The organism is Massilia sp. BKSP1R2A-1 (assembly GCF_050586525.1).
In the GTDB taxonomy this organism is placed as follows: Bacteria; Pseudomonadota; Gammaproteobacteria; order Burkholderiales; family Burkholderiaceae_D; genus Telluria.
In genome coordinates this window covers 312,643-326,518 of the sequence record NZ_JBOBRE010000002.1, presented here as the reverse complement: position 1 = coordinate 326,518, position 13,876 = coordinate 312,643, and the positions used below count along the sequence as shown (strand labels likewise).

General features: G+C 65.7%; 15 protein-coding genes. 10 read left to right on the top strand and 5 right to left on the bottom strand.

Going from position 1 to position 13,876, the window contains the following annotated elements; genetic code table 11:
- Positions 1–13: 13 nt before the first annotated feature.
- The 6 genes from ACQ7JA_RS04745 to ACQ7JA_RS04720 all read left to right on the top strand — a co-directional run bounded on the left by ACQ7JA_RS04745 (position 14) and on the right by ACQ7JA_RS04720 (position 5,287).
- Complete coding sequence (locus ACQ7JA_RS04745) at positions 14–781, top strand: SURF1 family protein (RefSeq protein WP_430895074.1); 768 nt, start codon at positions 14–16, stop codon at positions 779–781.
- Entirely contained in the window at positions 750–1,367 is a 618-nt protein-coding gene (locus tag ACQ7JA_RS04740; protein WP_430895072.1) for an SCO family protein, read from the top strand. The genes ACQ7JA_RS04745 and ACQ7JA_RS04740 overlap by 32 nt, the downstream gene beginning before the upstream one ends.
- 52 nt (positions 1,368–1,419) lie before the next feature.
- Positions 1,420–2,565: a COX15/CtaA family protein gene (locus tag ACQ7JA_RS04735; protein WP_430895070.1), complete on the top strand. Its 1,146-nt coding sequence runs from the start codon at positions 1,420–1,422 to the stop codon at positions 2,563–2,565.
- A gap of 65 nt (positions 2,566–2,630) precedes the next feature.
- Positions 2,631–3,524 carry a heme o synthase gene (gene cyoE / locus ACQ7JA_RS04730; RefSeq protein WP_430895068.1) on the top strand — a complete coding sequence of 298 codons (894 nt, stop codon included), beginning with the start codon at positions 2,631–2,633 and terminating at the stop codon, positions 3,522–3,524.
- 3 nt (positions 3,525–3,527) lie between these two features.
- Entirely contained in the window at positions 3,528–4,118 is a 591-nt protein-coding gene (locus ACQ7JA_RS04725; protein ID WP_430895066.1) for an SCO family protein, read from the top strand.
- A gap of 98 nt (positions 4,119–4,216) precedes the next feature.
- Complete coding sequence (locus ACQ7JA_RS04720) at positions 4,217–5,287, top strand: AI-2E family transporter (RefSeq protein ID WP_430895064.1); 1,071 nt, start codon at positions 4,217–4,219, stop codon at positions 5,285–5,287.
- A 25-nt stretch (positions 5,288–5,312) separates the two neighbouring features.
- Here the strand turns inward: ACQ7JA_RS04720 and ACQ7JA_RS04715 are convergent, their stop codons facing one another.
- From ACQ7JA_RS04715 to nhaR, 5 genes are all read right to left on the bottom strand, one after another.
- The gene (locus tag ACQ7JA_RS04715; RefSeq protein ID WP_430895062.1) at positions 5,313–5,750 is read right to left on the bottom strand and encodes an HIT family protein; all 438 of its coding nucleotides are present in this window, start codon (positions 5,748–5,750) and stop codon (positions 5,313–5,315) included.
- An 11-nt stretch (positions 5,751–5,761) separates the two neighbouring features.
- On the bottom strand, positions 5,762–7,324 hold the full coding sequence (locus ACQ7JA_RS04710; protein ID WP_430895060.1) for a hybrid sensor histidine kinase/response regulator: 1,563 nt from the start codon (positions 7,322–7,324) through the stop codon (positions 5,762–5,764).
- A gap of 4 nt (positions 7,325–7,328) precedes the next feature.
- Positions 7,329–8,147 carry an alpha/beta fold hydrolase gene (locus ACQ7JA_RS04705; RefSeq protein WP_430895058.1) on the bottom strand — a complete coding sequence of 273 codons (819 nt, stop codon included), beginning with the start codon at positions 8,145–8,147 and terminating at the stop codon, positions 7,329–7,331.
- 90 nt (positions 8,148–8,237) lie between these two features.
- Positions 8,238–9,578 carry a hemolysin family protein gene (locus ACQ7JA_RS04700; RefSeq protein ID WP_430895056.1) on the bottom strand — a complete coding sequence of 447 codons (1,341 nt, stop codon included), beginning with the start codon at positions 9,576–9,578 and terminating at the stop codon, positions 8,238–8,240.
- Positions 9,579–9,637: 59 nt separating this feature from the next.
- On the bottom strand, positions 9,638–10,543 hold the full coding sequence (nhaR, locus tag ACQ7JA_RS04695) for a transcriptional activator NhaR (RefSeq protein WP_430895054.1): 906 nt from the start codon (positions 10,541–10,543) through the stop codon (positions 9,638–9,640).
- Between the two features lie 144 nt (positions 10,544–10,687).
- On the opposite strand from nhaR, the gene ACQ7JA_RS04690 reads away from it, so the two are divergent.
- The 4 genes from ACQ7JA_RS04690 to ACQ7JA_RS04675 all read left to right on the top strand — a co-directional run bounded on the left by ACQ7JA_RS04690 (position 10,688) and on the right by ACQ7JA_RS04675 (position 13,858).
- Entirely contained in the window at positions 10,688–11,734 is a 1,047-nt protein-coding gene (locus ACQ7JA_RS04690; RefSeq protein ID WP_430895052.1) for a DUF475 domain-containing protein, read from the top strand.
- A gap of 198 nt (positions 11,735–11,932) precedes the next feature.
- Positions 11,933–12,508 carry a TerD family protein gene (locus ACQ7JA_RS04685; RefSeq protein ID WP_430895050.1) on the top strand — a complete coding sequence of 192 codons (576 nt, stop codon included), beginning with the start codon at positions 11,933–11,935 and terminating at the stop codon, positions 12,506–12,508.
- A 55-nt stretch (positions 12,509–12,563) separates the two neighbouring features.
- Positions 12,564–13,259: a TIGR00266 family protein gene (locus ACQ7JA_RS04680; protein WP_430895048.1), complete on the top strand. Its 696-nt coding sequence runs from the start codon at positions 12,564–12,566 to the stop codon at positions 13,257–13,259.
- A 14-nt stretch (positions 13,260–13,273) separates the two neighbouring features.
- Entirely contained in the window at positions 13,274–13,858 is a 585-nt protein-coding gene (locus tag ACQ7JA_RS04675; protein WP_430895046.1) for a TerD family protein, read from the top strand.
- The last annotated feature ends 18 nt before the right edge of the window (positions 13,859–13,876 follow it).

Sequence of the window (13,876 nt, the reverse complement as noted above, 5' to 3'; positions counted from 1 at the left end):
AGGCTTCATTGTAATGCGCTTCCGTTTCCAATTTCGTCTTGTTCCCTTTATCGCCGCACTGCTCCTCGCCCTGCTGGGTATTGCGCTAGGGAACTGGCAACAGGGCAGGGCAGCCCAGAAACTGGCGGTGCAGGAAAAGCTCACCGCCTTCGCCCTCGCGCCGCCCGTCGCGCTCGGTCCCAACCTCACTCCCGCCGCCAGCCTCGAATACCGCCGCGTCACCGTGACCGGCGAATTCGTCGCCGACTGGCCGCTGTTCCTCGCCAACCGGCCCATGGCGGGCCGCTCCGGCTACTACCTCGTGATGCCGTTTAAAATAGCGGATTCAAGCACACATGTGCTGGTGATGCGCGGCTGGCTGCCGCGCGAGGCGGAATACGGGAAACTGCCGGCGTTCGCGACTCCGTCGGGCACGGTCAGGATCGAAGGCATCGTGTCGGGCACGGCGGGTCACGTGATGGACATGGGCAAGGCCGCTGCGCTGGCGCCGCGCGCCATCGTCCAGAACATCGATCCGCAGTCGGTGGCCAGCGCCACCGGCCTGAAGCTGCAGCCCTTTTTCGTGCAGCAGACCGGCTTGGCGCAGGCCGGGGATACCCTGCTGCGGGCCTGGCCGGCGCCGTCGAGCGGCATCGACAAGCACCGCGGCTACGCCTTCCAGTGGTATGCGCTGGCGGCGATGGCCGTCCTCTTTTTTGTGGTAACCGGATTCCGTAGTGGAGCAAAACAAGGTGATGCAAGAAAACACGATGCAGGACGCAGCGAAGCCGGCAGCCGCTGACGCCAATCAGGCCCGCAAGCGCGGCCGCTGGAAGCTGTTCGCGGTGCTGCTGGTATGTGCGGCGCCGATGATTCTTTCTTACCTGACGTACTACGTCATCAAGCCCACCGGCCGCACCAACTACGGCGCCCTGATCGACCCGCGCGAGCGTCCGATCCCGGCCATGGCCAGCACGACGCTCGACGGCCGTCCGGAAAAGCTCGAGCAGTACGCCGGCAAGTGGATCATGCTGAAGGTCGGCGGCGGCGAGTGCCTTGATGCCTGCCAGAAACAGCTCTTCGCCATGCGCCAGTGGCGCCTCATGCAGGGCAAGAACATGGACCGCGTGGAACGGGTCTGGCTCGTCACGGACGACAAGCCGCTCGACACCATGACGATCCGCCAGTACGACGGCATGCACATGCTGCGTGCGCCGCAGGACACCGTGACGAAGTGGCTGCCGGCGGAGCAGGGCACGCAGCCGTCCGACCACATCTACCTGATCGACCCGCTGGGCAACCTGATGATGCGCTTCCCGGCCGACCCCGATCCGCGCAAGGTCTACAAGGACATCGCCAAACTGCTCAAGGCCTCGGCGGTCGGCTGACCGCAGGCCGCGGCAAAGCCTCTTCGCTTCACCGCTTCACCCCGGATAAACAATGCAAGCTTCTTCCCTGTTGCAACTGGCCCTCATGGGCATCCTCGTGGCCATCCTGCCGCTGTCCATGGTCTGGATGTCGGCGGACGTCAACAAGTTCCGCAAGCTGGTCTGGGTCGCGGTCTTCCTGACCTTCGACCTGATCGTCTTCGGCGCCTTCACCCGCCTGACCGATTCCGGCCTGGGCTGCCCCGACTGGCCGGGCTGCTACGGCATGGCCAATCCCTTCCTGGCGCACGAGCAGATCTCGGCGGCCGAAGCGGCCATGCCGACCGGCCCCGTCACCGTGGTCAAGGCCTGGATCGAAATGATCCACCGCTACCTGGCCATGGGCATCGGCGTCATCATCATGGCGCTGCTGTTCACCTCCATCGTCCAGTGGCGCAAGACGAAGATGCAGGCCTTCAAGCCGGGCATCCCGCTCGCGCTGTTTGTCTTCGTCTGCATCCAGGGCGCTTTCGGCGCCTGGACCGTCACCCTCAAGCTGCAGCCGGTGATCGTCACCATCCACCTGCTGCTGGGCATGGGCCTGCTCGCCTTGCTGGCCTGGCTCGGCGGGCGCGAGGACTACCTGATGCAGCCGCCGGCGTCCGGGGGCGACAACGCCGCACTGCGCCGCATCCGCACGCTCGCGATCCTGGCCGCCGTGGTCATCACGGCCCAGATCGCACTGGGCGGATGGGTGAGCACCAACTACGCCACCCTGGCCTGCGACGAGTTCCCCCTGTGCGACGGCCAGGTGGTGCCGACGATGGACTTCGAGCACGGCTTCCACCTGTGGCGCGAACTGGGCAAGACGGCGGCGGGACACTACCTGCCGTTCTCGGCCCTGGTGGCCATCCACTGGGTGCACCGCAACTTCGCCATCGTCGTCGTCGCCGTGCTCGGCCTGCTGGCATGGCGCGCCTGGCGCCAGCCCTACCTGGCCAAACATGCAAGATTGCTGGCGCTGGTGTTGTTTGTGCAACTGCTGACGGGCATAGCCACGGTCTACCTCGACTTCCCGCTCGCCATTGCCGTGATGCATAACGCAGGGGCGGCCCTGCTGGTCCTGCTGGCGACCATGCTAAACTACCGGGTGAAATACCAACTCGAGGTGAACCGCGCGAAGTCGGCCGCGGCGCCCGCAGCTTCCGCCGTAGGATGAGGCGCACGACGAGTTGGGCAACACAGAGCGCGGCGTCGCCGCGCTTCGAGCCAAGCACCCCATCGATGACGACCCAGACTGCCCTCCATAAACCTCCGAGCCGTGTTTCCCAGTACTGGGCCCTGACCAAGCCACGGGTCACGCAGCTGGCCGTGTTTTGCGCGGTTATCGGGATGTTCCTCGCTACCGACGGTTTTCCGGGCTGGCAGGTGCTGGTCGCCGGCACGGCCGGCATCTGGCTGCTGGCGGCGGCCGCCTTCGCGGTGAACTGCCTGGTGGAAGCGGAGATCGACGCGCGCATGGCGCGCACCGCCCGCCGCGCCACCGCGATGGGCGAGCTCACCCCGGCCCAGACGATCACCTTCTCGGCGGTCATCGGCGGCCTGGGCATGTACATCCTGTACGCCTTCGTCAATCCGCTCACCATGTGGCTGACCTTCGTCACCTTCGTCGGATACGCCTTCATCTACACCATGCTGCTCAAGCCGGCCACGCCGCAGAACATCGTCATCGGCGGCCTGTCGGGCGCCATGCCGCCGGCCCTGGGCTGGGCTGCCGTGGCCAACGAGGTGCCGATGGAAGCCTGGCTGCTGGTGCTCATCATCTTCGTGTGGACCCCGCCGCATTTCTGGGTGCTCGCCATGTACCGCCGTGAGGACTATGCCCGTTCCGGCCTGCCCATGCTGCCGATCACGCACGGCATGCAGTACACCGGCCTGCAGGTCTGGCTCTATACCATCGCCCTGGCCGCGACGACCCTGCTGCCGTTCGCTACCGGCATGAGCGGCCTGATCTACCTGGCCGCTGCCATTGCCCTGAACATTCCCTACCTGCGCCACTCGTGGCGCGTGCACCGCCACTACAGCGACATGGCGGCGCGCAATGCCTTCACCTACTCGATCGTCTACCTGTCGCTGCTGTTCGCCGCTTTGCTGGTGGACCACTACTTCAAGTTCTGAGCCATGAAAAAACTTCTCACCGTGCTGGTGATGCTGCTTTCGGTGCTGGCCGCCGGCTGCGACAAGCTGACGAACAAGCCGCTGGCCTTCAATAACACCGACGTGACCGGCCTGGACTACGCCAAGGGCTTTTCGCTGACCGACCACACCGGCAAGCCGCGCACCCTGCAGGACTTCAAGGGCAAGCTGGTGGTGCTGTTCTTCGGCTATACCCAGTGCCCGGACGTGTGCCCGACCACGATGGCCGAGATGGCCGCCGTGATGAAGGACCTGGGCCCGGCCAGCAAGGACGTGCAGGTGCTGTTCGTCACGCTCGACCCGGAACGCGACACCCAGGAACTGCTCGCCGCCTACGTGCCGGCCTTCCACCCGTCTTTCATCGGCCTGTATGGCGACAAGGAAGCCACCGCGCGCACGGCCAAGGAATTCAAGGTGTTCTACGCCAAGGTGCCGTCCGGCGACGACCCGAAGAACTACACGGTGGACCACACCGCCGGCAGCTACGTCTTCGACCGCGAAGGCAAGCTGCGCCTGTTCGTCCGCCATGGCAACGGCCCGGGACCGCTCGCGGCCGACCTGCGCCAGCTGCTGTAAGCCGACCATAAGGCGAGCTCGTCCTGAGCCTGCCTTCCTAAGTCAGCGTTAACATCGCTCCTGTTATGATGGTGTAAACACCACTCGACAGGGAAGGCATGGAACAACGACAAGGCAGGAACTACACCCGCATCGCCATTGTCGTCCTGCTGACACTGGGCTGCCTCTACGTCCTCAAGCCTTTCCTGGCCGCGATCCTGTTCGCGGCCTGCGTCGTGATTTCTTCCTGGCCCCTCTACCTGCGCCTGCAGGCAGCCATGCGCGGCCACCGCACGCTGGCGGCGCTGACCATGACGCTGTCGCTCACCCTGCTCATCATCATCCCGCTGTCGATGGTGGCCTACAACCTGGTCGACGATGTCGCCCGCGGCTTCAGCGAGCTGCGCGTTGCGATCGAACACCGCGAGCTGATGCCACCAAGCTGGGTGCGCGAGATCCCGCTGGTCGGCGCCTCGATCGACACCTACCTGCGCGAGCTGGTCGCCAGCCGCGAGCAGATGCTGGCGCTGGCCCAGCGCATGCTGGAACCGGCGCGCCGCTACCTGGTCGCCGGCGGCCTGATGCTCGGTACCGGCGTGGTCCAGCTCAGCCTGGCCGCCTTCGTCAGCTTCTTCTTCTACCGCGACGGCAAGGCCCTGCTGGAGGTGGTCACGGTAACCATGCGCCGCGTGATGGGCGAGGGCGCCGATTCGGTATCGGCCACCGTCAGCCAGACCGTGCGCGGCGTGATGTACGGCCTGCTCGGCACCGCGCTGGCGCAGGCCCTGGTGGCGGCGATCGGCTTCACCATCGCGGGGGTGCCGGCGGTGCCGCTCTTGTCCGTGATGATCTTCATCTCGTCCCTGATCCCGGTCGGCCCGCCCATCATCTGGGGCGGGGCGGCCTTCTGGCTCTTCCTGCAGCACGAGACCGGCTGGGCGATCTTCATGGTGATCTGGGGCACGGTCCTGATCAGCGGCGTCGACAACATCGTGCGCCCGATGCTGATCAGCCGCGGCAGCAGCCTGCCGTTCCTCCTGACCTTGCTGGGCGTGCTCGGCGGGGTGATCGCCTTCGGCTTCGTGGGCATGTTCATCGGGCCGACCCTGCTGGCGGTTGGCTACAGCCTGATGACGGAGTGGACCGGGACGCCGGACCGGGTGATCCGGCAGGACAAGAGCGCCTTGTAAGGCGCGGCGTAGCCGTATCAGGCGCTCATTGTGAGGTCCGGGGATCGGCCAGCGCCGCGATGATGCGGTCGGCGTATTCGCGCAGGCGGGCGCCGTCGGCCGGCTGCGCAGCGTGCGGTTTGAGCGGCGCGGCCTGGTGGCGCGGGACGATATGGAAGTGTACGTGCGGCACGGTCTGGCCCGCCGCCGGGCCATTGAACTGCGCGACCATGACGCCGGGCGCCGCCATTGCCGCCTTGACCGCGGCCGCCACGCGCTTCGTGGTGCGGATGCAGGCGGCGGCGCTCTCGTCCGACAGCGTGAACAGTTCCGCGGCCGGCTCTTTCGGCAGCACCAGCACGTGGCCGTCGGCCTGCGGCATGATGTCCATGATCGCGAGCGTGTGTTCGTCCTCGTAGACCTTCACGCTGGGCAGTTCGCCGCGCAGGATGCGGGCGAAGGGGTTGCTGGCGTCGTAGTCCATGACGGTTCGCTTTACTGTCCCGGTGTGCCGAGCGCGCTGCGCAGCCGCTCGAAGTCGATCGGTTTCGTCAGGTGGTGGTCGAAGCCCGCATCGAAGGCCAGCTGCCGGTCCTTTTCCTGCCCCCAGCCGGTGGCCGCGATCAGGCGCATGCGCCGGCCATGTTCCGTGGCCCGCAGGCGCCGCGCCAGTTCGTAGCCGTTCAGGTCCGGCAGGCCGATGTCGAGCAGGGCGACCTCCGGCGCGAATTCCTGGGCGACGGCGAGGGCCGCCTGGGCACTGTGGGCGGCGCGCACCTCGCAGCCGAACAGCTCGAGCGCCATCAGGAGCATCTCGGCCGCGTCGGCATTGTCGTCGACCACCAGGATGCGCGCCGGCGCCGGCGCCGCACTCTCGACCGGCGCCTCCACAGTTACGGCCGCGGCCAGCGGCAGGCGCACCGTGAAGCAGCTCCCCTTGTTTTCTCCCTCGCTGGCGACGCCGATGGTGCCGCCATGCAGCTCGACGATGCCCTTCACCAGCGCGAGCCCGATCCCGAGCCCGCCGCGCGAGCGCTCCAGTGCGGGCTCCAGCTGCGAGAACATATCGAACACCGTCCCCAGCGCATGCGCCGGCAGGCCGATGCCGTTGTCGCGCACCGCCAGCACCGCCGCTTCGTCCTCCCCGCTCAGGCGTAGCACGATGCGCCCGCCGTCCGGCGTGTACTTGGCGGCGTTCGTGAGCAGGTTGACCACCACCTGGTTGATCCGGGTCGGGTCGGCGTCCACCATCACCGGATGCGCGGGCAGGTCGACGTCCAGGCGATGGCGCGCATGCTCCATCAGGCCGGCCGTATCGCACACGGCGGCCCGCACCAGGGCCGTCAGGTCGAGCGGCTCGCGCCGCAGCTCCATCTTGTCCTGGGTGATGCGCGAGACTTCCATCAGGTCGTCGACCAGGTGGGTCAGGTGGTGCAGCTGGCGGTCGAACACGGACAGCAGGCGCGCGTCGGGCGCGGCGCCGTCGCGCCTGAGCTTGAGCACCTCGAGCGCGCTGCGCATCGGCGCCAGCGGATTGCGCAGCTCGTGCGAGAGCGTGGCGAGGAATTCGTCCTTGCGCCGGTCGGCCGCCGACAGTTCGGCGTTCAGGGCCTGCAGCCGGCGCTCGGCGCAGCGTTGCGCTTCCAGCGCTTCCTCGGCCGCCTTGCGTGCATTGCGCAACTCGCGTTCGTAGGACTGGCGTTCGGAAGCCATGAACAGCGCCCACTCGTCCCTCTGCTGGCCGGCGATCTCGCGGCGCACGATGTTGACCAGCATCGGCAGCCGGCTGCCGTCGCGGTGGCGCAGGTCGATCTGCAGCTCGCCCACCGAGCCGCGCAGCTGCAGCAGCGGCTGGCAGTGGGTGTGGTGGAACAGGCGGGCGCCGACCGTCATGAGGTCTTGCACCCGCACGATGCCGGCCAGCTCGTGCGCCTCGAAGCCGAGCCAGCGGCAGGCCGTGGCGTTCGCGCGCAGCAGCAGGCCGTCGGCATCGCTCAGCAGGAGGCCGCACGGCGCGGCGTCGTAGCAGGTATCGGCGGGTGGGAGCGCGCCGTCCATGGTCTCAGTTCAGCGTGGATGCCAGGAAGGCGTCGATGGCGCGCGAGCTGGCGGTGGGCGCGCTCATGTGCGGGCAGTGGCCGATGTTGTCGATCACGTGCAGCTCGCTGTCCGGCAGGTGCCGGTGCAGGAAGTCGCCTGCGCTCATGGGGGCGATCAGGTCGTCGCTGCACTGGAGGATCAGCGCCGGCGTGACGGACCGCGGCACCTCGAGGCGGTGGTCGGACAGGAAGGTCACGCGCGCGAAGTGCTTGGCGATGTCGGGATCGTTGCGGCAGAAGCTTTCGGTGAGCTCGTCGCGCAGGCTGGGACGCTCGGGGGCGCCCATGATGGCCGGCGCCAGGCTGCTCGACCAGCCGAGGTAGTTGGCGTCCATGGTCTCGAGCAGCTCGTCGATGTCCTCGCGCTCGAAGCCGCCCGTATAGGGATGGGCGGGGTCGGAGCGGTCATTGATGTAGCAGGCCGAGGGCGCCACCATGACCTGGGCCACGAAGCGGCGCGGGTCCTTGATGGTGGCCAGCATGCCGATCATGCTGCTCACCGAGTGGCCGACCAGGATCACCGGGCCGGTCGCGAAGGCATCGACGATTTCGAGCAGGTCGTCGGCGTAGCCGTGCAGGGTGGCGTAGCGCGTGCGGTCGTAGGCGGAGAGGTCGGAACGGCCGCTGCCGGTCAGGTCGTAGGTGATGACGCGAAAGCGGTCCTGGTAGGCGGGAGCCATGAAGCGCCACATGGTCTGGTCGCAGCCGAAGCCGTGGGAGAACACCATGGTGGCGCCGCCGGTGCCGCTGACGTGTACGCTGTTCCGGACTTGCACGTTCATCTGCTCCTTGCTGGGTGGTCGAAAGTGCAACCGCAGGCGATCCCCTCAGCGGCGAGTATGCGCTACAAAAATTGCATGTGCAATAACTTTTTAGTCGTGGTCCTCGTCCGACTCCTCGCGTTCGCCACGCGGATACACCTTCACCAGCAGGATGCGCGGCCCGTTCATCTTCTTGACCACGATGTCGAACTGCGGGAAGCCGATGCGCTGGCCCTGCTTGGGGATGTCGCCCAGCTTGGCCATCAGGAGGCCGCCGACCGATTCGACGTCGTCCAGTCCCATCTCCTCGTTGTCGATGTCGATGCCGAGCAGGCGTTCGAGCGAGAAGATCGGCAGGCTGGCCTTGCCGATCCAGGTGCCGTCGGCCTGCGACATCCAGTCGTTCTCGTTCATGCGGAACTCGTCGCGGATCTCGCCGACCATCGCGCCCAGCAGGTTGTCGAGGGTGATGAAGCCGACCGGGCGCTTGCCCTTCTCGCCGATCAGGGCGAAGTGCGGGGCGCCGCTGCGGAAGCGCCGGAAGATGTCCTGGGCCGGGGTGCGCGCCGAAATCGTCTCCACCGGACGCAGGTGCTGGGTGAGATCGGTGATGGTGCGGCCGGCCTGCTGGGCGAAGAACAGGTCCTTCAGGTGGATCACGCCCAGCACCTCTTCGCCTTCCTCGTCGAAATAGGGGTAGCGCGAGAAGCGGTTGCGGCGCACGGTCTCCATGTTCTCTTCCAGCGTGCGGCTGGCGTAGAGGGCACTCACCTCGTTAATCGGGCGCATCAGGTCGGACACGGCCAGCTGGCTGAAGTCGAGCGACTGGGCGAGGATGTTGCGCTCGTCGCTGGTGAATTTCTCGCCCGGCGTGCTGGTGCGCAGGATCAGCTTGAGCTCGTCGGTGGAGTAGTGGGTCTCATGGCCCCCGGCGCCGGCCAGGCCCGCGATGCGCAGCACCATGTTGGCGCTGGCGTTGAGCAGGGCGATCGCCGGGTACATCGCCCAGTAGAAGGCGTAGAGCGGGATCGCGGTCCACAGGGCCACGGCTTCCGGCAGGCGGATCGCCAGCGACTTCGGCGCCAGTTCGCCGACCACGATGTGCAGGAAGGAGATGACCGAGAAGGCGACCACGAAGGAGACGCCGTGGATCAGCTCGGGCGAGGTCACGCCCAGGAAGGCGAAGACGGGTTCGAGCAGGCTGGCGAAGGCCGGTTCGCCGACCCAGCCCAGGCCGAGGGAGGCGAGAGTGATGCCGAGCTGGCAGGCGGAGAGGTAGGCGTCGAGCTGGTCGTGGACCTTGCCCAGGATGCGGCCGCGCACCCCGGCCGTCTTGGCGATGGCGCGCACGCGGGTCTTGCGGAGGGTGACGATACTGAATTCAGCGGCAACGTAGAAGCCGTTCAGCGCCACCAGGAAGAGGGCGAGAACGACAAATAGAAAGTTTTCCATATAAAGGGTTGAGTTAACAAAAGGCAAAGCCGGCATCCATTGTACAGCCCAGCCGCCACCTAGGTTCCGAGGACACCCTGATGGACGGCCGAGAGGATGGCCTCGACGGCCGGATGCTTGATCTTGCGTTCGTTCGACACCGCGTAGAAATGCTCGCGCACCTGCGGCACGCGCCCCACCAGCAGGGCGCCGAACTGCTCCTCGAGGTCGTGGACCAGCGCCGCCGGGGCGAAGAACAAGCCGAGGCCGCGCCGGCCGAAGGTGTTCAGCAGGGCGTTGTCCTCGAACTCGCCGACCACGTCGGGACGTACGCCCTGCAGCTCGAACCACTCGTCGATCTTGCCGCGCAGGGCATTATTGCGCGTCGGCAGCAGGAAGGGCGCGCCATTCAGCGAGCGCGGGAAGTCGGCGCCCCAGTCTTTCACCAGCGATGGCGCGCCGACCACGATGGTCTCGCTGTCGGCGAGCTGGTGGCTGAATACGCGCAGGGTGGTGCCGGAGCGCACCGCGCGGTCGGTCAGCACCACGTCCAGCTTGTGCAGGGCCAGGTCGGCCAGCAGCTCGTCGAACTCGCCCTCGTAGCAGACCAGGCGCACCGGGCGCGGCAGCTGGGTGGCGATCTCCAGCAGGCGGTAGGCGGTGAGCTTGGGGAGCGAGTCGGAAATCCCGACCGTCAGGCGGGTGCGGGCGCTGTCGGCTTCCGCCAGCGCCTCCTGCATTTGCTCTCCCAAAAGGAAGATCTGGTCGGCATAGGACAAGGCAAGTCGCCCGGCCTCGGTTAAAGTCAGGCGCCGGCCCTGCTGCGTGAACAGGACCTTGCCCATGGCCTGCTCGAGCTGGGCCAGCTGTGTGCTGACGGTCTGGATCGCCAGGTGCAGGCGTTCGGCGGCGCGGGTGATGCTGCCTTCCTTGGCGACGACCCAGAAATAGTAAAGGTGACGGAAATTCGGGGGACTGTGGTTCATTTCTTCTGTTTTTATGAAGTAACTCTTCGAATATCTTCGCTTTTTCAATGCGAGTCCAGACTCTACACTGCGTCTGTCGTTTCAACAACAACGATTGGTGTTGCTAACAAGCTGTAAAAAAACTCAACAAGGGGAAAACCAAACATGAAGCACTTTACGTGGTCATTCGTCGTGACCGTCGTCTGTATGGCACTTGCAGGCTGGTGGGGTTACGACCATGGCGGCATCGCCGGCATGGTCACGGCGCTCGGCGTCTGCGCCATCCTGTCGGTGATGGAAGTTTCACTGTCTTTCGACAACGCGGTGGTCAACGCCTCGGTGCTGAAAGGCTGGAACGAATTCTGGCTCAAGCTGTTCCTGGGCCTGGGCATGATCATCGCCGTGTTCGGCATGCGCCTGGTGTTCCCGCTGGTGATCGTCGCCGTCGCGGCCGACCTCGGCATGATGGAGGTGTGGAACCTGGCGCTCTCGAATCCGAAGGAATTCTCTTCGCACCTGACCAACCACCACGCGGAAGTGGCGGCCTTCGGCGGCATGTTCCTGCTGCTGGTGTTCCTGAACTTCCTGCTGGATGACGAGAAGGAAGTGCACTGGCTGGGCAACGTCGAGAAGAAGCTCGGCTCGCTGGGCAAGGTGTCCTCGATCTCGGTGCTGGTGTCGCTGGGCGCGCTGATGTTCGCGACCAGCTACGTGCCGGACGCCCAGAGGATGATCGTGCTGGTCGCCGGCCTGTGGGGCATCCTGGTGTACATCGGCGTCGACATGATCTCCAGCCTGCTCGAAAAGAGCGAGTCGGACGAGAACAGCGGCGTGGGCGACATGGTCAAGAAGGGCGGTATCGGCGGCTTCCTGTACCTGGAAGTGCTGGATGCGTCGTTCAGCTTCGACGGCGTGATCGGCGCGTTCGCGATCACCACCGACGTCGTGATCATCATGCTGGGCCTGGCGATCGGCGCGATGTTCGTGCGTTCGATGACGGTCTACCTGGTGCGCCAGGGCACGCTCGACGAGTTCGTCTACCTGGAGCACGGCGCGCACTACGCGATCGGTATCCTGGCCGTGATCATGCTGCTCAGTATGCACATGCACGTGCCCGAGCTGATCACCGGCGGTGTGGGCGTGGCCTTCATCCTGGCCTCGCTGTGGAGCTCGATCCAGTACAAGAAGAAGCACGCGGCAATCGAAGCATAAGGTTTTGTAGGGTGGACGGGTTTCCCGTCCGCGCGTTCAGCAAGACGATGCGCCGCTACAAAGCATCCGTGAGTTGAACGCGCGGTCGGCGAAGCCGACCGCCCTACAAGAAGAACCGCGCGTGGAGCGGCAGAACACCAGCTCCGCATGCGTATTAACCCGGTGTTCAAGCAGTATCTACTTAGGAGAGTCACAATCATGGCAATCAGTCTGCAAAAAGGCGGCAACGTCAACCTGTCGAAGGAAGCTCCGGGCCTCGTCAACCTGAAGGTCGGCCTGGGTTGGGATACCCGCGCCACCGACGGCGCGGCGTTCGACCTCGACGGTGCGGTGTTCCTGCTGAATTCGTCGGGCAAGGTGCGTTCGGATAGCGACTTCATCTTCTACAACAACCTGAAGTCGAGCGACGGCTCGGTGGTCCACTCGGGCGACAACACCACCGGCGCCGGCGAGGGCGACGACGAAACCGTCTCGATCGACCTCTCGAAGGTCCCGGCCGACGTCGACAAGGTCGTGCTGGCCGTGACCATCCACGACGCGGAAGCGCGCCGCCAGAACTTCGGCATGGTCGGCAAGGCCTTCATCCGCTGCGTCAACGCCGCCAACAGCAGCGAGATCGCGCGCTACGACCTGTCGGAAGACAGCTCCACCGAAGCGGCGATGATCTTCGGCGAGGTGTATCGTAACGGCGCCGACTGGAAATTCCGCGCCATGGGCCAGGGCTTCAACGGCGGCCTCGGCCCCCTGGCCCGCAACTACGGCGTCAACGTTTAAACAATAGCCCGCGGTCCCGCACACAGGGTGCGGGCCGCATCAGAAAGGAAGTCCAATGCCAGTATTTACCGTGACCGGGGACGTCGATCCCTTCCTGCATGTCTCGATGCGGCGCGGCGAAACCATCTATTGCGAATCGGATGCGATGGTGATGATGGAATCGACGCTCGACCTGAAGGGCAAGATGAAGGGTGGCCTCGGCAGCGCGCTGATGCGCACCTTCGCCAACGGCGAGTCGTTCTTCCAGCAGCACATCGAGGCGACCCGCGGCGACGGCGACTGCCTGCTGTCGCCGACCCTGCCGGGCGCGATGCAGACCATCGACTGCGGCCCGAACCAGTACATCATCAGCGACGGCGCTTTCGTGGCCGCCACCTCGGGCGTGGACCTGAAGGTCCGCACCCAGAGCCTGGGCAACGCGCTGTTCGCCCAGAGCGGCGGCTTCTTCGTCACCGAGACGTCGGGCAGCGGCCAGGTGGTGGTGTCGGGTTTCGGGTCGATGTCGGTGCTGGACGTCGAGCCGGGCAAGGACGCGATCATCGACAACTCGCACGTCGTGTGCTGGGACAGCGGGCTGCGCTACGAGATCTCGATCACGACCGGCCAGAGCGGCGGCTTCCTGGGCAACCTGATCAACAGCCAGACCAGCGGCGAGGGCATGGTGCTCCGCTTCTCGGGCAAAGGCAAAGTCTACGTATGTTCGCGCAACCGGATGGCATTCAAGGCCTGGATGCAGGCCCCGGCGCGCTAAAAGGAGAAAATGATATGTCAGTTAATCTGCAGAAGGGCCAGAAGATCTCGCTGGACAAGGAAGCCGGCGGCGGCCTGTCGAAAGTGACCATGGGCCTGGGCTGGGACGTGGCCAAGTCGAAGGGCTTCTTCGGCTTCGGCGGCGGCGCCGGCCAGCCGGTCGACCTCGACGCCTCGGTCGTGATGTTCGATGAATCGAACCGTCCGATCGACGTGGTGTGGTTCCGCCAGCTCAAGAGCAAGGACGGCAGCATCACCCACACCGGCGACAACCGCACCGGCGCGGGCGACGGCGACGACGAGCAGATCTCGGTCGAGCTGTCGCGCATTCCGGCCAACGTGAAGTCGCTGGTGTTCACCGTGAACAGCTTCACCGGCCAGAACTTCTCGACCGTGGAAAACGCCTACTGCCGCCTGATCAACGCGGGCAACAACCAGGAAGTGGCGCGCTTCAACCTGTCGGTGCAGGGCTCGCACACGGCGCAGATCATGGCCAAGCTGTACCGCCACAACGGCGAGTGGAAGATGCATGCGATCGGCGAGAACGGCTCGGGCCGTACTTTCGACGACCTGATGCCGCTGATCACGCCGCATCTGTAATTTCGGCTTTCGGTCGAA

Bases quoted from the DNA above. Each gene is read 5' to 3' on its own strand.
- ACQ7JA_RS04700 (WP_430895056.1), bottom strand. From the start codon at position 9,578: ATGGAAAACTTTCTATTTGTCGTTCTCGCCCTCTTCCTGGTGGCGCTG.
- ACQ7JA_RS04740 (WP_430895072.1), top strand. From the start codon at position 750: ATGCAGGACGCAGCGAAGCCGGCAGCCGCTGACGCCAATCAGGCCCGC.
- ACQ7JA_RS04710 (WP_430895060.1), bottom strand. From the start codon at position 7,324: ATGGACGGCGCGCTCCCACCCGCCGATACCTGCTACGACGCCGCGCCG.
- ACQ7JA_RS04725 (WP_430895066.1), top strand. From the start codon at position 3,528: ATGAAAAAACTTCTCACCGTGCTGGTGATGCTGCTTTCGGTGCTGGCC.
- ACQ7JA_RS04715 (WP_430895062.1), bottom strand. From the start codon at position 5,750: ATGGACTACGACGCCAGCAACCCCTTCGCCCGCATCCTGCGCGGCGAA.
- ACQ7JA_RS04745 (WP_430895074.1), top strand. From the start codon at position 14: ATGCGCTTCCGTTTCCAATTTCGTCTTGTTCCCTTTATCGCCGCACTG.
- ACQ7JA_RS04690 (WP_430895052.1), top strand. From the start codon at position 10,688: ATGAAGCACTTTACGTGGTCATTCGTCGTGACCGTCGTCTGTATGGCA.
- ACQ7JA_RS04675 (WP_430895046.1), top strand. From the start codon at position 13,274: ATGTCAGTTAATCTGCAGAAGGGCCAGAAGATCTCGCTGGACAAGGAA.
- ACQ7JA_RS04680 (WP_430895048.1), top strand. From the start codon at position 12,564: ATGCCAGTATTTACCGTGACCGGGGACGTCGATCCCTTCCTGCATGTC.
- ACQ7JA_RS04735 (WP_430895070.1), top strand. From the start codon at position 1,420: ATGCAAGCTTCTTCCCTGTTGCAACTGGCCCTCATGGGCATCCTCGTG.
- nhaR (WP_430895054.1), bottom strand. From the start codon at position 10,543: ATGAACCACAGTCCCCCGAATTTCCGTCACCTTTACTATTTCTGGGTC.
- ACQ7JA_RS04705 (WP_430895058.1), bottom strand. From the start codon at position 8,147: ATGAACGTGCAAGTCCGGAACAGCGTACACGTCAGCGGCACCGGCGGC.
- ACQ7JA_RS04720 (WP_430895064.1), top strand. From the start codon at position 4,217: ATGGAACAACGACAAGGCAGGAACTACACCCGCATCGCCATTGTCGTC.
- ACQ7JA_RS04685 (WP_430895050.1), top strand. From the start codon at position 11,933: ATGGCAATCAGTCTGCAAAAAGGCGGCAACGTCAACCTGTCGAAGGAA.
- cyoE (WP_430895068.1), top strand. From the start codon at position 2,631: ATGACGACCCAGACTGCCCTCCATAAACCTCCGAGCCGTGTTTCCCAG.